The sequence below is a fragment of the Armatimonadota bacterium genome (assembly GCA_013314775.1).
GTDB lineage: Bacteria > Armatimonadota > Zipacnadia > Zipacnadales > JABUFB01 > JABUFB01.
In genome coordinates, this window is the sequence record JABUFB010000010.1 from 12,925 (window position 1) to 33,812 (window position 20,888).

Genomic DNA, 20,888 nt, shown 5'->3' on the forward strand with positions numbered 1-20,888 from the left:
ACCCCGCGCGAGGCGCAAAGGGTTCAAGACAGTGGACACCCCTGTGCGCGGACTGCGTGGAGGGAACCCCAACAGGACAGAAAGAGGTCGTTGGAATTGGCTGCTCTTGCCTGCGTCGTGCTTGCCGCCGGGGAAGGTAAGCGCTTCAACTCCAAGTTCCCCAAGCCTTTGCAGCGCCTGTGCGGGCGCACGTTGATGGACCATGTGCTGGCGCCGCTGGAAGCCCTCGAACCAGACCGCATTGTCATTGTCGTGGGCAGCGGACGGGAGCAGATCTACGAGGTGCTGCGCGATCGCCGCCTGGAGTTCGCGGTCCAGGAAGAACCGCTGGGCACCGGCCATGCTGCGCTTTGCGCTGAGGAGCTCCTGCGTGACTTTGAGGGCACCATGCTGGTCACCTGCGCGGATATCCCACTGGTGAGCCGGGCCACGCTCCAGCGCCTGGTAGATGCCCACCGCGCGCGCAGGGCCACCGCGACGATCCTCACCGCGAACATGGCCGACCCCACCGGGTATGGCCGCATTGTGCGCTCCCGGGATGGCCGCGTCAGGGCAATCGTCGAACATCGCGACGCCACTGACGAAATCCGGCAGATCCAGGAGATCAATGCGGGTATCTACTGCTTCGACGCGCGCCGCGCTTTCGAGGAACTCCACCAGGTCAAGCCCGACAATGTGCAGGGCGAGTACTACCTGCCCGATGTCATCGCGCGCCTGGTTGCGGGTGGCGACGTGGTCACGGCTGTCCTCGCGGAAAACTCCCGGGAAGTTATCGGAATCAATACCCGCGAACAACTGGCGCAGGCCGAACAGATCGCCCGCGACCGCGCGCGCATGGCTCTCCTGGAGTCCGGCGTGACCCTCATGGACCCAGCCACCGTGTATGCAGATGAGGGCGTTCGAGCAGGCCGCGACACCATCATCGGCCCCGGTGTACTGCTCCTGGGCGACACGGTGATCGGCGAAGACTGCGAGATCGGCCCGTACGCCCAACTTCGCGACTGCAAACTGGGCAACGGGGTCAAGGTCTTCCAGGGGGCGGTGGTTACAGACAGCGTCATCGCCGACCACTGCATCGTTGGCCCATACTGCAACATTCGCAGCAATTCGGAGGTGGGCACTGGATCCCACGTGGGCAGCTTTGTGGAAGTGGTGCGCGGAAAGCTGGGACCCGGCGTGAAGAACCTGCACTTCGGCTACCTTGGCGATGCGGAGATCAAAGCCGGGGTGAACATCGGCGCAGGAACGATCACCTGCAACTTCGACGGCGTGAACAAGCACCACACGGTCATCGAGGAGAACGCGTTCATCGGCAGCGACTCGGTACTGATCGCGCCGGTGAACATCGGCGAGGGGGCCTTCGTGGCCGCTGGCTCGGTCATCACAGATGATGTTCCGCCCGGAGGCCTTGGCATCGCGCGCGGCCGGCAGTCGAACAAGGAAAACTGGACGCACCCGGCATTGCGGCCGCAGGATGAAGAGCAAGAGCCTGAGAGCTGAGGAGAGCACGATGCGGTATCTCGTCACCGGCGGCGCGGGTTTCATCGGCTCTAATCTCGTGGACCATCTCCTGGCCACCCGCCCGGACGCAGAGGTCACGGTGCTTGACATCCTCACGTACGCGGGCAGCGAGGAGAATCTCGCGCAGGCCCGGGAATGCCCACGTTTCCGCTTCATGCGCGGCGATGTCTGCGATGTAAAGACGGCCGAGCTGGCCTGCGAGGAAGCCGATGTGGTCATCCACGCCGCCGCCGAGTCTCATGTGGACCGCAGCATTCTGTCGGCGGAAGAAGCCGCGCGCACCAATTTCATGGGCACCTTCACCATGCTCGAAGCGGCGCGGCGCATGGGTGTGGAGCGCTTCCTGTATGTTTCCACCGATGAAGTCTACGGCAGCCGGATGCAGGGGCGGTTCGTGGAATACGATGCCCTGAACCCGCGCAACCCGTACAGCGCTGCGAAAGCCGGGGCCGACCGCATGGCCCACGCGTACTTCGTCACCTACGGCCTGCCGGTGCTTATCACGCGGCCATCCAACAACTACGGCCCGCGGCAATTCCCCGAGAAACTGGTGCCACTGTTCACCTGGAAAGCCCTGCGAGACGAGCCGCTTCCCGTCTACGGTGACGGCATGCAGATGCGCGACTGGCTCCATATAAGCGACCACTGCCGGGCCATCGATGCCGTGCTGGACCGCGGGATTCCCGGCGAGGCGTATAACATCCCCGGCTACAATGAGCGGCACAACATGGACACCATCCGGGTGATACTGGACGAGCTCGGCAAGCCGGAAAGCCTGATCCGCCACGTTGAGGACAGACCGGGGCATGACCCGCGGTACCCGCTGAACGGAGACAAGATCGCGGGGCTCGGGTGGACGGCTCAGGTCCCGTGGGAAGAGGGCCTGCGGGCCACGGTGCGGTGGTACGCGGAGCATATTGACTGGCTGGAGCGTGCGGTTGCACGGGGCGAGGATTTCCACCGGAAGTGGTACGCGGGGAGGGAATGAAGGGCGAATTGGGGGACTGGCATCCGACACCGAGCCTCACCCGGAGGCGATGCCTGTTCCCCAATGCGCACGTCTTGCCGGACGTGGCGCCGACCGGAACGGTCGGCCTAGGCGCACAGACCTGATACCCGATTGCTCCCGAGGTCCACCCATGCCCACACAGCTCAAAGTCGGTGTTGTCGGTTCCGTCGGACGCGGGCGCAGCTTCTTCTCCGCGTTCCATGCTAATCCCGCCACCTGTCTGCATGCCCTGTGTGATCTCAATGAGGATGGCCTGCGCGCGCAGGCGTCCGAGCAGGGTGTGGAAAGGGTCTACACCGACTATGAGACCATGTTGGATGAGGCGGGGCTGGACATGGTGGTTGTGGGTACGCCCATGCCCCTGCATGCACCCCAGAGCATCGCGGCCCTTGAGCGCGGCATCCACGTGATGTGCGAGGTGCCCGCGGCGGTGAACATGGAGGAGGCGCGGCAGCTTGTGGGCGCCGCCCGGTGCAGTTCGGCAAAGTACATGATGGCCGAGAACTATACATACATCCGCACCAATGTACTGGTGCGCGAACTCGCCCGCAAAGGTCTTTTCGGCGACCTGTACTTCGGCGAGGGGGCGTATATCCACGAACTCAAGGGGCTCAACGAGATCACGAAGTGGCGGCGCAAGTGGCAGACGGGGATAAATGGCTGCACCTATCCGACACACAGCCTGGGACCGGTGCTCCAGTGGTTCGGCGAGCGCGTGGTCAGCCTGTCGTGCGCTGGAACGGGCCACCATTACCGGGATCCGCGGGGCGATGAGTACGAGAACGAGGACAGTATCACCATGCTCTGCAGACTGTCCGGCGGGGGGCTGGTGGATATCCGCGTGGACATGCTCTCCAATCGTCCGCACTGCATGACATACTACTCGCTTCAGGGCACCGACGGGTGCTACGAGGCGCCCCGTGGACCTGCGGATCAGCACAAGATCTGGCTGCGCAGCCTGCATGGCGATGAACCGGCCTGGCACGATCTGTCGGAGCTTGAGCAGGACCACCTGCCCGAAAAGTGGCTCAACCCGCCGGAAGAGGCGCTGAAGTCCGGGCACTGGGGCGGGGATTACTGGGAGGTCGCGGAGTTCGTGGACGCCATCCTGAGCCGCGGCGAGCCGCCCATCGGGATCGATATCGCCATGGACTACACGCTCCCGGGCCTGGTGAGCCAGGAATCGATCACCCACGGGTCGGCGTGGCTGGAAGTGCCGGACTCGCGGCAGTGGTAAAAGCTACTCGAAGGCACTTGAATCGGGGTCAGGCGCGGCCGTCTGAGGCTCTGGCTCATCAGAGGGCGGTTTGAGCCACGAGCGGATCAATTCGCGCAGGGCGTTCTCCACGGACTGGTTGATGGCCTGGGTCGCCCCGGGGCAGGAAACGCACTGAGTTCCAGGCAGCTCGCGCATCTGGCCGATGTTCCGCGCGATGTTCTCCTGTGCCGAGGCTTCCAGCACATTGCCGACCGGTTCAGGCCGGCAGGTGGCATGCCCCCCGCACCAGTACTGGGCGCCGTCGGGCAGTATGAAAGCCTGTGTCGGGCCCACGTAGCAACGCCGGGTCGCCGACAGCGCCGCCGGACGACCGGTGGCCGCCTGTTCGGCCCACGCGCGCAGGTCGCCGCTATGCTGAACCCGGTGGAAGGGGCTCATATAGGGCACCTTCGCGTGGATCGGCCCGCGCTGGTCGTCGGGTATCCCCCAGTCCCTCTGGAACTCTTCCCAGACAGCGTTCGCCGCATCCCACGTCTCGGTGAAGAACTCTTCGTACTCGTCGGCGGTCAGGCGCAAGTGCTGATTGTTCTCCCCGCCCACGGGGATCAGGTGCAGGTCGAAGTCACGCGCTTCGGGGCCGGAGCCCGCCAGTTTCATGCCCAGAAGGAAACGCAGGAAAGCGGGGAAGTCCGGAGCATTGAGCCGGGTGAGCACGCAGTTTATGTGGACCACAGGGTGCTGTGCGCCGAGCAGGCGCTTGGCAAGCTGCAGATTGTGGATGCCCCTGACAACCGCGGCCCAGCGCCCTGAGCAACCGTAGATCGCGTCCTGCACTTCGGGCAGGTGGCTGTCGAGAGACACGTGCAGACGACTCAGCCCCGAGGAGATGAGCTGCAGGGAGACCTCGGGCATGAGTCGCAAGGCATTCGTGTTCACATTGCAGGCGGCCCCGGCCGAGGTTGCCGCGCGGATGATCCCCTGAGCCCCCCACAAGACCTCGCCCTCGAGCAACGGCTCGCCCCCGGTGATGAACAGATACGGGCCGTCACCCTCCTCCGGTATCACACTGCGCACAAGGGACAGCCAATGCTCCGGCGTCATGCGGCGTTGAACCGGGCGCTGGTTGCAGTAGATGCACCGGGGTGACATGTCACAGGCGAAATCAAGGTTCATGCCCACGAAGGAGAGACGCACAGGCACATCGGCCGGCCATTGTTCCGGCCACTCTCCCAGGGCCTCCAGGAGCCGATCTTCGTCGCGCTCGCCGCACTCGATCAGCGCTCGCACGCGCGGTTCATTGATTCGCTGGAGTTGCTCCACCGGCAGCTTGAACACATTCACAGGCCGCGAGGGCACGATCATGTTCTCGCGGGCAGCCTCCACCGCGCCGCCGGAGATCAGCGCCTGCCACCGGGGCTCCCGGGCGAGGGAATCCAGTCGCGCGGCGTGTTGAGCCGCGAGTTCAGGGAACTTCATGAAATCGCTTCCCCATGTGATGATCTACCCCACAATCAGCAGCCCGTAGATAGGCACTTCGGGCACCCGGTAGACTGCAATACCGTCGCGCAGTTGGGGCCGAATAGTCAACTCCAAGCCCTCGGGTGTGCGGAAGATGCCTGTCCGCGGCGCATCTCCCTCATCCAGCCAGACCTCGATGTCCCGAGCGGGGTTCACACGCAACTTTCCCATGAAGTCGGCAGCGGTCGCTACGCGGTCGGGGTCTTCCGGCAACCCAAGGCGCACCATGGCTTCGCCCTGCTGGGTTCCGGAGTCCAACGAGATATCCTCTTCGGTCCACGTCGCGCCGCCGTCATTGGACCACGAGGTGCGGCGGGTTCTGGCGGATGTATCCACCCGGATCGCCACCCAATCCGGGTGGCCGTTGGGTGCGCCGGTGGCCCGGAAGATCACCTCGTTCTCAGGCTTCAGCAGTCCGTCGGGCACCGGAAGCTGGAACCACCCCGCCCCATTGAGTTGCGAGCCGGGAAGAGATCCGATCTCCCGGCCGTTGAGGGTCACCAAAAGCGAGAAGGCGTCCGTGGCGATGCCGCAGGTCGCCGCGAAGAACTTGAGGCTCAGGCCCGCAGCGGCCTGCGGGTCCGGCGTGAGAAGCGTCTTGCGGATACGCGCCTTCGTACTTGACAGGAAGGTGCGGGCTTCGGGGAGACCATCGTCATCGCCGATGTCCGAAGACTTCGGGGTGTCATAGGTGAAGTCGGAGTTGGTCAGATGCACCATGCGCGTGCGGCCGTCACGGCTGGTGAGCAGGTTACAGAAGACCTTGCCGTCAGACGGCGTTCCCCCACCACGGGAGACGTGCTCCAGCGGCCCGGCCATGCGGGCCAGGTCGGCGAGGAGTTCTGCCGGCGCAACGTCATCCAGGGGCCCGTCAGGTCGCCAGGCCCAGCCTTCGCCGAAAGCGACGGGCTCACCCGGGACGAGGGTGCTGATCCCCGGAGGGTCGGCATGTGGCAGGTTCAGCTCATCCGCCTGCGCAAGCGAGCCGACCTGCACCAGTGTTCCGCCGCCGGCGACCCACGATTCCACGGCATCGCACCGTTCCCCACTCAGGCAGCGGACCTCTGGCATGAACACGAGGCGGTACCGGGCGAGCTGCTCAGGCGTCAGGTCCTCCTCGATGAGCACCTCGTATGGGATTCCACAATGCTGCAGGGCACGGGTGGTCTGCGCCAGGGCATGCCGGGTGCTGCGCAGGCCCATCTCCGTGATAATCGCATGAACCACGGCCACCTTTGCGCCGGGTTGGGGCAGGTCGAAGAGGGGCATGTGGCGCTGGTGGAACTGTACGTACTGGTGGATCGCCTCCCGGTTCTGCACCTGGTACGGCTCGTCATTGGCGGTGATCTTTTGCTCACGCAGGGCGAAGGAGACGCAGCAGGTGCCGCCGGTCGCCATGGCTTCGGCAAGGGCCAGCTTGTGCTCCTCGGGATAGACGAAGGACTCGAGGATGCCCATCTCATTGCTCTTGTCCAGAGCCAGAGCGCGTGAGCGGCGCAGTGTTTGCGACAGGCCGAGAAGCTGGCCCGTGGTCTTGCCGTGAGATGCGGCAAGGCCCAGCTTATACTTGAGCACTGTGCTATCCGTGGGCGGGAAAGTAAAGCCTTCCTCGATGAACACCAGATCGGTTGCGCCCTTGTTCACGAGATAACTGCTCCAGCCATACCCCACGCCGATGTTCGGCGAGATGAGTATCCCCGGACCGTAGTTCTCGTCCAGGTAGCGCTTGATCTCCCGGAAGAACCGGACCGCAGTGTCCGCGTCATAGCAGGCTTTGGCGAAACGCAGGTTGGGGAAGGCCTCCGGGTGCGAGAGGTCCATCTCGACGCCGAACTTGTTGCGAGTATAGTCGCGAAAGCCCGATCGGCAGTCGGCGCAGTGGCAGTCATAGTTCATGCAGTTGTCGAAGAAGATCGAGCCGATCTTCCCGCCGGGCCTGGACATGAGGCGGTCTACACGCTCTTTCATATACTCCAGCCAGATGGGACTGGAGTAGCAGCCGCCGTAGCGCTCGGGGTTGCTGTAGAGCAAGACCCGGGTGCCATCCGGCTTGAGGATGGTGCAGTTCTCAAGTTGCGGCGCTTTGGGAAACTCGGTGCGCCACCAGATGGTCTTGCTGCAGATGTACGGCTGGCGGATGACCCCCGCAGTCTCGCCGATGAGCTGGGCCTCGTCATCCAGGTAGCTGATGGTCTGCATCAGGTTCCGGCCGCAGTAGAGGAGCAGCCTGATATTCGGAACATCCACGCCGAAGCCACCATTTTCCGTCCACTTGATGCGGCCGTCAATGTTCGCACCGTGGCCCCACTGGCAATAGCCGCGCCGAGCCCACGCCGGCTGTTCAGCGTGATCTTCCCAGTGGGCGAAGACGGACGATGAGACAAAAGCGAGCATCAGGGCAAAGTAGAGATGCACGTGCATGGGAAGCTCCTTCAGGTCGGCTAGCGATTCATGCGCCGCGCAGGTAGGGCAGACCTGCAGGCCGCAAACGGGCATAGCCTGCGGCGGATGGTTTGGCACGCCCCATACAGACGATCTGCACCCCAGGGCGCCAAGGTGTAGTCGTGCCGTCCGGCGAAAGACCTACGCGCCATCGGGACTACCGTCGGGGCCCACGGGGCTTCCGGCTTGCCCACTATCGAGGAGACCTGATTCATGGACGCTGTGAAGCTGGGATTTGTGCCGTCGTATCGGAACCGCTGGACTGAGTGGACCCAGCGCATGCGCGATGAGAGCATGCGGGCGCTGTCCGCACTTCCGGGGGTGGAGGTGATCTCACCAGGCAGACTGGACGATTCAGGGCAGGCGCCGGCCGGATGCACCCAGTTCGGCGCGGTGCATGACCTGGACGAGGCAGAGATCGTCGCCGCGTATTTCGCCGCGGAAGGTGTGGATGCGGTGGTCGTCTGCCCCACTGACTTCGGGGACGAGCGCTCCACCAGCAAGATCGCCGAAAAGCTGGGCGTCCCGCTCATGCTTTACGCAACAAAGGAGCCCCCGGCATCCACACTGCCCGGAATGGCGCGAGTTTCGGACTCGTACTGCGGCACCCTGTCCATCGCCGCCGGGCTGCACCGCAGGAGAATCCCCTTTCGCTTCGCCGGGGTGCTCTTTCCGGACGAGCCGCAGTTCGCGAAGGAACTCGGGGATTTCGCGGCGGCAGTGTCTGCGGTTAAGAGCCTGCGGAACGCGCGCATCGGTCAGATCGGGGTGCGCCCGCCGACCTTCGAGACCGTTGCTTACGACGAAGTGGCGATGGCGCGGAAATTCGGGCAGAACGTGATCTTCGCCAATCTCGACGACATCCTGTATGAAGTCCGCGGGATGAGCGACGCTGATCCGCAGGTCCTTGAGATCATGGCCGCCATCCGAGCCAGCGTGCCGACCATCACCGTCGACGAGCGATACCTCCTCAACGCCGCGAAGCTTGAGGCAGCGCTGGCCGGCTTCTGGTCAAAGCACGGACTATCGGCGCTGTCAATGCAATGCTGGCCCAGTATTCAGCGAGAACTGGGCATTTCCTTGTGCGCGCTGTTCGGACGGCTCACCGACCGGCACATGCTGACCGCGTGCGAGGCGGACATTCTCGGAGCGCTGTCCATGCTCGCCCAGTATGGGGCGGCGCTGGGCGACAGTCTCCCCCACTTCGTGGACTGGACCATCCAGCACCGGGACAACCCGAATCAGCTACTGGCGTGGCACTGCGGGAACGCACCCGTATGCCTTGCGGCGGATCCGGCGTCTGTTGCGCTGCGCTCCCGCAAGGACATGAAAGGCGAACTCCCGCCGGACCCGGAAGACCCGCAGGCAGGGCTATACCAGTTCCAGGTCAAGCCCGGTCCGGTCACCTTCTGCCGGTTGGCCGAGTATGACGGCGCATGGAAAATGCTCATCGCACGCGGCGAGATCCAGGCGTCCCCGGAGACCCTCGCAGGCACCTGGGCCTGGGTGGAAGTGCGCGACCACGCGGCGCTGTACCGCACGCTGGTGGAGGAAGGGTTCATACACCACGCCAGCATGATCCACGGGGACCAGACCGAACCACTGCGGCAGGCATGCCAGTTCATGGACATCCAGCCTGTCGTGGTGGAGTAAGGAGCGGAGCATGGCAAAGTGCGACATTGTGGGTGTGGGAATGTCCACGCTGGATGTGCTCCTGCGCGTCGGCGACATGCCCACCTGGGAGAGGCCCGGCAGGCTCGCGGATTTCGGGCTGGATGGCGGAGGACCAGTGGCGACCGCATGTGTTGCCGCAGCGAAGCTGGGCGCGCGCGTGGGGTACGTCGGTACGAAGGGCAATGATATCGCGGGCGAACTCAAGGCCCGATTCCTGGCAGATGCCGGAGTGGACATCAGCCGAATCGTGGAAACGGGAGTGCCGGAAGACCAGATTATCTGCGTCTACGTCCAGGAGGGCACTGGCGAGCGCGTTTTCAGCGGACTGAAGCGCCTCGGCGAGGCCAAGCTGCCGGTGGAGGCACTGGATCGCGAGTACATTCAGGCTGCCCGGTACCTGCACCTCGACGGATACCACGAGGACTGCGCGCGACAGGCGGCCATGTGGGTGCACGAGGCCGGAGGGCTGGTGTGTCTGGACGGGCGGCGCTCCGACGGCCATCCCCTGCCGCAGACTCTGGTTGAGCTGATTTCCCACGTCGATATACTGATCTGCGGCGCCGGGTTCTGCCAATCACTCTCGGGCGAGGAGGACATTTGGATCGCGGGGCCCAGGGCGCTGGAGCACGGTCCGCGGATCGTGGTGGAGACCCGGGGCGAAGAAGGCGCGTACACTTTCACGGCCGACGAACAATTCCACACCCCCGCCTTCGAGGTGGACGTGGTGGACACGACCGGCGCCGGCGACGTGTTCCATGGAGCATATCTCGTGGGGCTCTTACAAGGCTGGAACCTGCGGGACGTCGCTGTTTTCGCCACTGCCGTCTCCGCGAGCAAGTGCACGAAACTCGGAGGACGCGCGGGTATCCCGTGTATAGAGGACGCCCTCGACTTTCTGCGACAACGCAGCATTCATTTTCTATCACGGATTGGAGCAACAGATGCCGCTGGTCTCAATCGTCAATGAACTCAGACGCGCAAGCAAGGAGCATTTCGCTGTCCCGCTTTTCGGTGCATTCGACGGGTTCGCGGTGGAGGGAATCCTTGCCGCCGCCGAGGAGCAATCCGCGCCCGTAATCATCGGCATCTACGGAGGCGCGCTGGAACACCCGGATGGCCGCCCACTCGTGGAGTATGTCAAGGAACGCGCCAAAGCAAGCCCCGTGCCAGTCTCGCTCATGCTGGACCACGGGCGCTCGGTGCCGGAATGTCTCGAGGCCCTGGACTGCGGCTTCACGGACGTGATGTTCGACGGTTCGAAGCTGCCCCTGGAAGGCAACATCGCGAGCACCCGGCAAGTCATCGAGGCCGCGCGCAAGGCCGGCGCGGGAGTGGAGGCCGAACTCGGACACGTGGGCCTCGGGAGGGACTACCAGTCCTTCGGTGCACAGCGGGAGGGCTTCACAGACCCCGACGACGCCGCGCGGTTTGTGGAAGAGACCGGTGTGGACTGCCTCGCCATCGCCATCGGCACCGCCCATGGGCTGTATGCGGGCGATCCGGAGATCGACATGGAACTGCTGGCCACACTGAACGCCAGGCTTCCGCTGCCCCTGGTGCTCCACGGTGGCACGGGCTGCTCGGATGAGCAATTCCGAGACGCCATTGCGGAGGGGATTGCGAAGGTCAACATCTCCACAGACCTCCTGGTGCAGACGGCGGCGAGGCTGCGGGAGCTGGGTAGAGACGACACAACGGGGTATTTCGACTTCTGCAAGGCGATCAAAGCCAGTTACCGGGAGCTTTCGCTGCGGTACCTGGACGTGTTCGGGGCGTGCGGCAAAGTCTTGTGAGTGCGCTTTCGCGGTGCACTCCGCGGCAGCAGACACCAGGAGAGGACTACTCTTTGCAATGAAGCCCACCTGCATGAGGGACCGGATCATCGCGGTGATCCACGGATATGAACTGGACCGCGTGCCCTTCGTCCAGTATGACGGCATAGCCGCGCCAAACCAGGAGATCTGGGACGTCGTCGGACGTGACAACCTCGGCATCTTGCGCTGGACCGCGGTACACAGCTTTCACACGCCGAACTGTTCGATGACGTCGGAGCAGGTGGAGATCGGCGGGCGCAGGGGCATGCGCAATACACTCTCGACACCCGCAGGGACCCTGAGCGAAGAGCGCCTGTATGAGCCTACCTACAACACCACCGCCGCTCACTCCCACTATGTGCGCGAGCCAGAGGACTATGAGGTCCTCCTGTCGTACCTGCGCGACATCCAGGTGCACGAGTATCGCGACGGGTACCTCGCAAACCGGGAAGCTCTCGGCGAAGACGGGTTGCCATTGGTGGCCGTCGCCCGAACGGCCTACCAGCAGCTGTGGATCCAGTGGGTCAGCCTCGAAAACCTGGCGCTGCATCTCATTGACTGCCCCGAGATCATGGCGGATGTCATCGCAGAGCTGAATCGCATCGAACTGCAGATCTTCGACTGTGTCTATGCGGTTGCGAAGGAGGAGCCCCTCCATTTCGTGGATTTCCCGGACAACATCACCGCGCCGACCATCGGCGAGCGGTACTTCCGGCAGTTCTGCCTTCCCATGTACCAGCGTCTGGCGGAGATGATGCAGGACGTGCATGTGAAGGTCTTCTGCCACATGGACGGCGACCTGAGGCCGCTGTGGAAGGCGATCGGCGAGTCCGGCCTGCAGGGCGTCGATTCCTTCTCACCGCCGCCGGACAATGACACCTCGCCCGCAGACGCCTTGCGCGAGTGGCCCGAGATGCGCCTGTTCCTGAACTTCCCATCTTCGGTGCATGTAGCCGAACCGCAGCGCGTATACCAGGCGGCCATGGATATCCTGCAACAGGCGGGGGCGTCTGGACAGCTTCAGATCCAGATCTCGGAGAATGTTCCACCCGGTGTCTGGCGCAGCAGCTACCCGCAGATCGTCCGGGCGATCCACGACTTCGCCTCAGAAATGGCGTAGCCATCTGCATCGCATACCACCTGCACCTGGTTGGAGGGCTCTGGAGATAACGCATGAACCCCACACTGATCACCTCTATCGCTGCGGCGCTTCTCATGACGGGCATGGCGTGCGCGGCCGAGTACCACGTCGCCCCCACGGGCGATGACGGCAATACGGGTCTCGGGCCCGGCGATGACCAGGCCCTGCGCACAATTCAGGCCGGAGTCAATAAGCTCCAGCCAGGCGATACACTGCTCATCCACGGCGGCGTGTATCGTGAGTCAGTGACCTTTCCCGCAAGCGGCACGGAGGGCAGGCCGATCACTATTCGCCCCTTCGATACTGGGAGAGTGACTGTGACGGGCTGCGACCTGGTCGAGGGCTGGACGCTGCATGATGCGGGGAAGGGAATCTGGAAGGCGCCGATGCCCTGGACGCTTGGCCCCGGGCGCAACCAGGTATTCGCCAACGGTCAGGTGATGATCGAGGCGCGCTTCCCCAATGAGCCGGGCGAGGACCTGGGGATGTACGTGTCCGACCTGTCTCCCCTTTGGCCCACCTCCGGCAAGTTCACGATCCCGAAGGAGACCGTCGCGGAGCAACCCGGACGCATCGTCAGCGACCTCCTGGCCGGGCAGCCGGACGACTACTGGAAAGGCGCGTGTTACTACGGAATCCACTACGAGGGTTGGGCGGCGCAGACCGGGATCATCGAGAGCTCGAAAGCCGGCGAGATCACCGTCGGCGACCGCACACGCACCTGGTGGTTCGGCACCTCGTATGGATCGGGCTATGGCGACAGCGAAGGGCGGGGGATGATCGTGGGGCACATGAACGCCCTCGACCGCCCCGGCGAGTGGCACTGGCAGGACAACACACTGTACTTCATCCCGCCGGCCGGGGAGCGGCCCGGCAGTGTGGAAGCCAAGCGCCGGCAACTCGCCTTCGACCTGAGCGGGCAGCAGCATATCCGCATCGAGGGGCTCACTATCCGCGCCGCCTCGCTACGTCTGGATGAGTCTGCGCATTGCGTGGTGGACGGCTGCGACATCGCCTACGTCTCCCACTACACCCGACATTACGACATCGGGCAGATCGAGAACGGGCGCAACACGATCAAGTCCGGCGAGACCGGAATCTTCGTGGGCGGCCATGACAACTCGTTTCTCAACTGCAGCGTGCGATTCAGCGCCGGCGCAGGTTTCTACCTGCGGGGCTACCACCACACGATCCACAACTGCCTGATCGATGAAATCAGCTACACCAGCCATTACTTGAACGCGATCACCGACGCCGTGAGCGACTTTCCGGAATATGAGAACTTCCTGGTGGGCGGGCATGTCATCACCTTCAACACCATGCGCAATGCGGGGCGCCATTTCTTCAATTTCCACGGAAACGGCACCAGCACACAGTCCCGAGACCGCGCCCCCATGGACTACATGGCCACGCTGTTTGCGCACAACCACCTTTACAACGGGATGCTGCAGACCAAGGACGCGGGGTTCATCACCGGCTACTACTGCAGCGGCGGCACGCTGAATGACCTGAACTCGCAGGTCGTGTACAACGTGATGCATGACTGCTACGACCTGGCGGCCATGCGATGGGGCGTCCTCGGGATCGTGTACCTGGATGCCGGCACCTGCGACGTGGACCTGCACCACAACCTGCTTTGGGCCGCACCGGGTTCCCTGCAGCGAGGCCTTTGGTACAACACCATGTGCGTTGATGTGCACGAGCACAATAACGTGTTCCACCCCATGTTCGAGCGCACCAGCGCGGAGCTCACCCCGGCCGATTTCCCCGACGGCGTCCCTTTCCGATTTGGCCACGATTTCTCGAATCCGCCTGCTCTGCCGGTCTGGCCGCAGATCGAGAGCAGCCGCATCGAGGCGGAGAGCAGTCCTGCGCGCTCCGACGGTGTAAAGCCCTCCGGTACGGGGCTGTCCGGGATCACCGATGGCGCGTGGTTCTCGCTGGGCGAAGTGGACTTCGACCAGAACTGGCAGTCGGCGATCATGCGCTTCGCCAGCGCCAATGGGAAAATGAACACGGATCGCTCGGGTCGCACTGCTCCCCGCCACACCAGGGCCACCGACCCGCTGGTGATGGAAGTCTCTCGCAATGACGGGCTCGAGGAGAGAATCCGGCGCCAGTGGACCTTCATGTATAACGTCAACGACGGTGGGTGGATCCGGTTCAACCAGGTGCCGCTGGGCGAGGGCTACCGGCGGGTGCGCTTCATCTACGGGAACGATGCCCCCGGAGCGCGCTGGGCCGAGGTGCGCCTGGACAGCGTCGACGGAGAACTCGTGGGCCGCGTGGACCTGCCCCAGACTGACCGCAAGCGGGGCGGGCGCATCCAGATCTACGCTCAAGCCGTGGGCGAGCTTTCCGTGGACGCCGCAGGCACCCGGGATGTATTTCTGGTCTTCCACTCCGAAGACGGCCTGCCCGTTGGCGAGTTTGAGTATTTCCGCTTCGAGCTGTACCGTGGGGACATCGCCCTGCAGCCCAATGAAGTCAAGATGGAGCTCCGCCTTGACGCGCCGCAGGGAGAGAAGATCGGAGAGTTCTACCCCCGCGCAACCGGCGGCGAGACAGTATTCCGGGACCTCGTCGCAAAACTGGAGCCGGTGCGCGGAACGCATGAGCTGTTCGTCTCGGTGCGGTCCGCCAGCGCCGATCCGGTGGGTCTCGTCGACTGGGTCAGTCTGGAGAAGGCCGCGGAGCCGATCGACTACTCAGGCGTTGGCGTGCCGCCGCTGATGCGCGACGGGAAAATGGTGCTGCCGGAGCCCACGAACCGCCCCTGTGCACGACCGGCTGACAGATTCCCGGCGCGATCAGCCGCTGCGGCCTCTCGTCCGCGGCCCATCTACCGTGTGATTCGGCTCGAATCGGCGCCGGAGATCGACGGGATTTCGGACGCCTGGACGGGCTCAGACGCCGCGGTGAAGATGACCCTCGCAGAGTCCTACGACGGGTCGCCTTCCTCCGGACCTGCAAGCACGGCTTGGCTCGGATACGATGATGATGCACTCTACGTCACCGTGCGAAACCCTGTGAGCAATGCCGGGAATCTCGTGATCGGCAACCACAACTGGGGTGCTACGGATGCCATGGAGATCGCGCTCCAGGACGGCCTGGGCGCGAACCCCGGGCCGATCCTGAACCTGTACGGGTGGCCGGACGGACACTTCATCAGCACGGATCAAGCCGGAGCACCCGCCGACGTTGTCGCCAAGTTGGGTCAGAGCGTAGCCTACGCCGCGAAAGTCGCCGAAGGTGAGTGGACCTGCGAGTGGCGCATACCCTTCGCGGCCTGCGGATTAGTGCCGAGAAACGCCCCCTTGCTTCTGTGCAATCTCGGCGTCCGGAAGATGGCGGAAAACGCCTGGGTCATCTGGCGCGGCACCGGGGACGCAACCTACCGCGTGGGCAACGCTGGGATCCTCTGCTTCCCCGATGAAGTGCGAGCAGCGGGCATTCCGACGGACGGCCTGAAGGTGAGGCTGGACGCATCCGCAGCCGGTGCCGTGGTGACGGATGAGGCCGGCAAGGTCTCCATCTGGAAGGACACCAGCGGCAACTCCCTGGACGCCAAACAGAACGACCCGCGCTTCCGGCCCATCTACGCACCCGAGGGCATCAACGGGAAGCCCGCGCTGCAGTTCCGGGAAGAGCTGTTCACGCGCATGGAACTGCCTGATCTCGCCGAGGGCAAGATCACCGCGACCATCTTCGCAGTGGTGAGCAACCCGGAGCCGGGTCTTGAGGTGAACCATGACCCGCGGATCCTCACCGCAAGCGACGGCAAAGAGTATGACTACATCTCAGGGCTTGCCTGCACGGTGCCTGGGATGGAGACTGGCGGCCCGCGCATCATGACTTTCGCCGGAGTGGACCGCTGGGCGAAACACGTGCGAGTGGGCTGCTTTTCGCCCAATGTCCAGACTTTCTTCAAGGGGCATATCGGCGAGATTCTGGTCTACACGAGAGCGGTAAGCCCCGAGGAGCAGGAGAGAATCCGCGCGTATCTCACGAGCAAGTGGGAGTTGGGGATGTAAAGCGGCCGGTGCGCAACGCCCTCGCCCTACCGCAGGGCAATCGAAAACCTGGAGACCAAACCATGAACTGCCACTGGGAAGAGTTGACCGTCGGTGATTTCGCGCAGGCCGTGAAAGATGTGGGCGGCGTATGTGTCGTCCCCCTGGGGTGCCTGGAGAAACACGGCCCGCACCTTCCGCTGGGAACCGACGTGTTCGTGGCCCGCAAGGTGGCGGAGCTTGCTGTGCAGCAAGAGCCCGCGATCATCTTCCCACCCCACTTCATCGGCTGGATCCACGACGGCAAGCACCACCCCGGTGCCGTGGCCTTGCGGCCCGAACTGCTGCTGGACATGCTGGAGAACATCTGCGAGGAGATTGCGCGCAACGGGCTCACGAAGATCATCCTGGTGAATGGCCACGGCGGCAATGAGCCGATGCTCAACTACTTCGTCTGGAAGGGTATGGCGAAGAAGCGGGCATTTCAGCTCTATTACGCGCGGCTGCGTGATTACTACTGGGCGGAGAGTGACGCGGAGATCCTGGAAACGGGCCACGGCCACGCAGGTGAGGGCGAAACCAGCAGCGTGCTCGCGACCCGGCCAGACCTGGTGCAGATGGACAACGCCACATCCGCCGGTGAACCGCGGGGACGGTTAGCGCATCTCCCGCCAATGTCCACGGGCTGGGAGTGGCACGCGGACTGGCCTGAGCACCACGCCGGCGATTCGACGCTGGGCACCGCTCAGAAGGGCGAGAAGCTGCTGGCACGGATGGCGCCGAGGCTCGCGGCGATCATCAAAGCGGTTCGCGAGGACACCGCTGCCCAGGCCCTGCAAAATGAGTTCTTCTCGCGCATCGATCACCGATGATCGCCGGAGCAATTGACTGACGGTCCGGGCCGGACCGACTCGGGTTGCAGGCGGCGCGGGGCCTCAGGGCGTCTGCAGGACGCTGATCGCCCCAAAGTGAAGCGCTACTCCCTCGAAGTCGGCGGGCCGGTACTGATTCGCCTTCTTTGCGGCCTCGATGGGCACGCTTCGGTCGGGCACGTCCGGCAGAAGCTCAACCGTCACCGTGTGCTCTCCGGCAGGCAGGTTAGAACCGATCTCCAGGCTCCCCAGCCGGTAGTAGTATGACCACGAGTCCACCTGTTGCCGCACGCCGCGGTCCACCCCGTCGATAGTCACCTTCGCGCACCCGGTACCCGGCCCGAAGACGTCGAAGATCCATGCGCGCGTACCCGTGAAGGTGAAGGTTAGCTTCGAGCCCGGGGTCTTCGTCACCCACAGGCGGTCGAAGTGGTTGTCCCACTTGCTGGCACCGATCTGCGGAGGAACAACCTCCTCCCACTCCCCGCTCAGCATGTCCCGGGTGATCGGTATCTGCACCGCGCCCTCCATGTTCCGGCCGCGCATGGCTTTGGGCAGCGCGTGAGGCCCCGGCCTGCCTGCTTCGAGAAGCTCTGTGATCGCATCAGTCAGGCTCTCCGCGTACAGCCTGTTCCCGTCGGCCGTCACGGATACGCCGTCCCGGCTGAAGACAGGGATGTCCGGGGCCTGCGCTCCGTCCGCTGCCGGCTTGAGCGCCACCTTGCCGTCTTTCACCATCGCCGCGATACGATAACCCATGTTGACCGAAGGGATGTTGTAGTGCATCCCTACACGCTCGTAGGCTGATACAGTGCTGGGGCACATCCCCTTTGCATAGTCAGTTGCGTATTCCGGCCGGAATGCGTAGACGAAGAGCAGGTCTGTCTCGGGGTTGGCCTTCCACGCCTGTCGCACCATGCCTTCGGCATTGCCACGCACGGCCTCGTCCCCACTCTCGAAGTCATCGGCGGCGAAGTCGATTATCACCAGGTCCGGGTTGTGACGCAGGGCATCATGACCGAACCGGAAAACGCTGGCGCCTGAGCCCCGGAACCCGCCGTGGATTGAGGCATTGATGGCTGTGATCTCCGAGTTCGGATAGCCGGCGCGCAGCCAGTCGGCAAACTGGTTCAGCCAGCCGCCCTGCGCGTGATTTCCTCCGGCAAAGGCCACAATGGTTACGGGCTTGCCTGCCTTGAGCTTCGCAGCGAGATTTCCCAGGCCGCCGCGGGTCTGCACTTCCGCTGCCGCGACCGGCTCCACTCCCGGCAGTTTGAAGAAGCGCTGGGTTGTGAAGTCCCCCAGTGCAGAGACGCCCGGAGCCTCGACAACCGGCCAACTGGCGCGCAGTTCGTCTTCGTAGGGGCCGATCTGCTCCAGAGGTATCTGCTGGAAGCCCAGCTTGAGGGCCGGTGATTCGGGGCGAAGTCGGAAGTTACGTTTCTCGACATCCACGAAAAGAGGATCGGCGAGGATAGAGTGGGGGTCCTGGCCGGTTCCGCGCCATTCGTCCCAGCTCATCAGCTTTTCGGCGCCCGGAGTGACCGTGCAGGAGAACTTGAGGGGCAGATCTGGCGGGCCAAAGACGCAGTTGCTGTCAAAGCGGAAGCCGTCGAAGGCCGCTTGCGGGCCGCGGAAAGTCCACACCAGCTGGCCGTCTCCCCATGCCCGGGCGTTCTTGTCGCGCATCCACTTGCCGCCTTCGGGGGTGTAGTAAACGATATTGCGCACGAATCGCCCCGGCGCGCAGGTGTTGTGGGTTGCGGTGTCATCGGTGTAGGTCGCCAGTTCGGGGTAATGCTCCAGATAGGTGTCGTAGCCCCCCTGTTCCCGCAGCTTCTTGATGTATGAGTATGACTGCTCGTCCAGTTGCGGGTAGTTTCCGCTGCTCACGCGGAACGCGGGGGCGTCAATGATGATGTTGTTCTCCCAGGTATTGTCCCGGCCCTCGTGGTTGAACATCCCGCAGACCGGCACGCTGTACAGCACATTGCCGTAGATCGTGCAGCCCACCTCGGGCGCATCCAGGTAGATGCCCCAGGTGAAGCCGGGATAGTGAAACTCCACCTGCCCGTTACGCACAGGCTGCCAGGAATTGGCTTTCCCGAACCCGCCGATGTGGCGGAAGATGTTGTAGCGGATTACGCTTCCGCGCTGGGTGTAGTCGCGCGAGGACATGTACAGACCGCCGGTGTCCTCGGAACCCAGGTTGGTGTGGTGTACGATATTATACTCTGCCACATTGTCGTTGCCGCCCAGCAGCAGCGCCTGGTGATAGCAGTCGTGGATCAGGTTGTGGCTGGCGCGGTTGCCCACACCGTTGAGATTCACGCCGGTGTTATAAGTGCGTTGGAAGGCGGCGATGTGGTGGATGTAGTTGTTGTCGGCGAAACAGTCGCCCCGGGTGAGGGTCTTGCGGTCGCCCGCATTGATGGTTATCCCTCCCGCGCCGGTGGCGTAAATGTCGTTGCCCTGCGCGCCGGACTCCCGACCGCCGGTGATGGAGACCGCCCACGAGCCCGTATTGCGGATGGTGCAGCCACCCACAAGACAGCGATCGCAGTCCTTCAGCGCCACGGCGGTTCCGCTGCACTGCTCCAGGGTGAAGCCGCGTACAGTGATCTCCGCGCCTTTTTCAACCACGAACAGTGAGTCGGCGACCGGGGCAGCGACCTCAGCGCTGTTGATGTCCGCCGGGGGCCAGAAGTAGAGCTTCGACTCATCGCGATCCAGGTACCACTCGCCCGGTGCGTCCAGTTCAGCCAGAAGATTCTGCACGAAGTAGCGGTCCCCGACCATGAGCCCGTAACTCACGGGTCTGGCCAGGTTGATGGTGTCGGTCTCGTCGTCCACTGACTTGACTGGCACGATATTCCACGCCCAGCCATACGCGGGGTGAATCGCGACCTCGGCCTGGGACACCTTCTCCCACGTAGGCTTGATGACGTCGCCGGTTGCCGTGAAATGGTCCTTCACGGCGGCGATGTTGTCCGAGACGGACAGGTTGGTGGCCGGCGCCGGTTCCGCGTCCAGGACGTAGGCCCACTGCCCGAAATGGGGATCATCCGGGTCCACATTGGGGTAGCGCGCCATGGTCTGGCGCTGTCCGCCGAAGAAGAGTTGACGGAAAGCAACCTTCTCCAGCGGCGTGCCTTTCAGATCGGCGACCAGGATCTCGCCCTTCCAAGGGCCGAACCCGGTGATGGGCAATGACGCCAGGAGCGTGACCGGTTCCTTCTCGAATGCCCGCCAGATGATGGGCGCGCCGGGAGCGCCGGAGTCCTCCGATCCCAGCCGGACCGGTTCGCTCAGCCGGTACGTGCCGCCGCGCACGTGGACTGTCGCCCCCTGCGCAAGGCGGCCGGCAGTCTTGAGCTGGCGCACTTCATCGCGCGCCCGGGTCAAGGTCGCGAAGGGCCCGTCGGTGCCGTCGGCATTGGGCGCGGCGAGGGTGCCGGACCAGGCATCGTTCCCTGAAGTCGAGACGAACAGATCGACCGGAGCAGCAAGAGCTCCGGCCGTCAGGATCAGCAGACAGATCAGCAGGGCGATTGGATTCATGTGAGCTCACTTCCCGTCTCGGTGCGGTGGCAGGAGACCCGGCACCGGCTTGGTGATACCGGACATTTTCGCGCCGGCGGTGCTTCTTTCCTCCACGTGGCCCG

12 protein-coding genes are annotated in these 20,888 nt (G+C 63.9%); 9 read left to right on the plus strand and 3 right to left on the minus strand.

Annotated elements, in window-relative coordinates:
• Positions 1-96: 96 nt before the first annotated feature.
• From glmU to HPY44_13205, 3 genes are all read left to right on the plus strand, one after another.
• On the plus strand, positions 97-1,500 hold the full coding sequence (glmU, locus tag HPY44_13195) for a bifunctional UDP-N-acetylglucosamine diphosphorylase/glucosamine-1-phosphate N-acetyltransferase GlmU (protein NSW56960.1): 1,404 nt from the start codon (positions 97-99) through the stop codon (positions 1,498-1,500).
• Between the two features lie 10 nt (positions 1,501-1,510).
• Positions 1,511-2,509 carry a dTDP-glucose 4,6-dehydratase gene (gene rfbB, locus HPY44_13200; GenBank protein NSW56961.1) on the plus strand — a complete coding sequence of 333 codons (999 nt, stop codon included), beginning with the start codon at positions 1,511-1,513 and terminating at the stop codon, positions 2,507-2,509.
• Positions 2,510-2,660: 151 nt separating this feature from the next.
• On the plus strand, positions 2,661-3,767 hold the full coding sequence (locus HPY44_13205) for a Gfo/Idh/MocA family oxidoreductase (GenBank protein NSW56962.1): 1,107 nt from the start codon (positions 2,661-2,663) through the stop codon (positions 3,765-3,767).
• A 3-nt stretch (positions 3,768-3,770) separates the two neighbouring features.
• Here HPY44_13205 and HPY44_13210 read toward each other — a convergent pair whose 3' ends face one another.
• Both HPY44_13210 and HPY44_13215 read right to left on the minus strand, forming a co-directional pair.
• Positions 3,771-5,225, minus strand: coding sequence for a radical SAM protein (locus HPY44_13210; protein NSW56963.1), 1,455 nt, complete (start codon positions 5,223-5,225; stop codon positions 3,771-3,773).
• Positions 5,226-5,249: 24 nt separating this feature from the next.
• Positions 5,250-7,688: a hypothetical protein gene (locus HPY44_13215; GenBank protein ID NSW56964.1), complete on the minus strand. Its 2,439-nt coding sequence runs from the start codon at positions 7,686-7,688 to the stop codon at positions 5,250-5,252.
• Positions 7,689-7,922: 234 nt separating this feature from the next.
• Between HPY44_13215 and HPY44_13220 the strand changes: the two genes are divergently transcribed.
• From HPY44_13220 to HPY44_13245, 6 genes are all read left to right on the plus strand, one after another.
• Positions 7,923-9,362 (plus strand): hypothetical protein, encoded by a 1,440-nt coding sequence (locus tag HPY44_13220; GenBank protein ID NSW56965.1) that lies wholly within the window; start codon positions 7,923-7,925, stop codon positions 9,360-9,362.
• A gap of 10 nt (positions 9,363-9,372) precedes the next feature.
• Positions 9,373-10,350, plus strand: coding sequence for a hypothetical protein (locus HPY44_13225; protein NSW56966.1), 978 nt, complete (start codon positions 9,373-9,375; stop codon positions 10,348-10,350).
• Positions 10,325-11,176, plus strand: a complete 852-nt coding sequence (locus HPY44_13230; GenBank protein ID NSW56967.1) for a class II fructose-bisphosphate aldolase — start codon at positions 10,325-10,327, stop codon at positions 11,174-11,176. The genes HPY44_13225 and HPY44_13230 overlap by 26 nt, the downstream gene beginning before the upstream one ends.
• A 73-nt stretch (positions 11,177-11,249) precedes the next feature.
• On the plus strand, positions 11,250-12,317 hold the full coding sequence (locus tag HPY44_13235) for a hypothetical protein (protein ID NSW56968.1): 1,068 nt from the start codon (positions 11,250-11,252) through the stop codon (positions 12,315-12,317).
• A gap of 53 nt (positions 12,318-12,370) precedes the next feature.
• A complete protein-coding gene (locus HPY44_13240; protein ID NSW56969.1) occupies positions 12,371-16,372 on the plus strand; it encodes a carbohydrate-binding protein in 4,002 nt (1,333 codons plus the stop codon).
• A 62-nt stretch (positions 16,373-16,434) separates the two neighbouring features.
• Entirely contained in the window at positions 16,435-17,223 is a 789-nt protein-coding gene (locus tag HPY44_13245) for a creatininase family protein (protein ID NSW56970.1), read from the plus strand.
• A 63-nt stretch (positions 17,224-17,286) separates the two neighbouring features.
• Here HPY44_13245 and HPY44_13250 read toward each other — a convergent pair whose 3' ends face one another.
• Positions 17,287-20,784, minus strand: coding sequence for a right-handed parallel beta-helix repeat-containing protein (locus tag HPY44_13250; GenBank protein ID NSW56971.1), 3,498 nt, complete (start codon positions 20,782-20,784; stop codon positions 17,287-17,289).
• Between the last annotated feature and the right edge of the window lie 104 nt (positions 20,785-20,888).

What these genes read in the sequence shown, in the direction of transcription:
- rfbB (NSW56961.1), top strand. Translation starts at nt 1,511, where the DNA reads ATGCGGTATCTCGTCACCGGCGGCGCGGGTTTCATCGGCTCTAATCTC.
- HPY44_13205 (NSW56962.1), top strand. Translation starts at nt 2,661, where the DNA reads ATGCCCACACAGCTCAAAGTCGGTGTTGTCGGTTCCGTCGGACGCGGG.
- HPY44_13210 (NSW56963.1), bottom strand. Translation starts at nt 5,225, where the DNA reads ATGAAGTTCCCTGAACTCGCGGCTCAACACGCCGCGCGACTGGATTCC.
- HPY44_13215 (NSW56964.1), bottom strand. Translation starts at nt 7,688, where the DNA reads ATGCACGTGCATCTCTACTTTGCCCTGATGCTCGCTTTTGTCTCATCG.
- HPY44_13220 (NSW56965.1), top strand. Translation starts at nt 7,923, where the DNA reads ATGGACGCTGTGAAGCTGGGATTTGTGCCGTCGTATCGGAACCGCTGG.
- HPY44_13225 (NSW56966.1), top strand. Translation starts at nt 9,373, where the DNA reads ATGGCAAAGTGCGACATTGTGGGTGTGGGAATGTCCACGCTGGATGTG.
- HPY44_13230 (NSW56967.1), top strand. Translation starts at nt 10,325, where the DNA reads ATGCCGCTGGTCTCAATCGTCAATGAACTCAGACGCGCAAGCAAGGAG.
- HPY44_13235 (NSW56968.1), top strand. Translation starts at nt 11,250, where the DNA reads ATGAGGGACCGGATCATCGCGGTGATCCACGGATATGAACTGGACCGC.
- HPY44_13240 (NSW56969.1), top strand. Translation starts at nt 12,371, where the DNA reads ATGAACCCCACACTGATCACCTCTATCGCTGCGGCGCTTCTCATGACG.
- HPY44_13245 (NSW56970.1), top strand. Translation starts at nt 16,435, where the DNA reads ATGAACTGCCACTGGGAAGAGTTGACCGTCGGTGATTTCGCGCAGGCC.
- HPY44_13250 (NSW56971.1), bottom strand. Translation starts at nt 20,784, where the DNA reads ATGAATCCAATCGCCCTGCTGATCTGTCTGCTGATCCTGACGGCCGGA.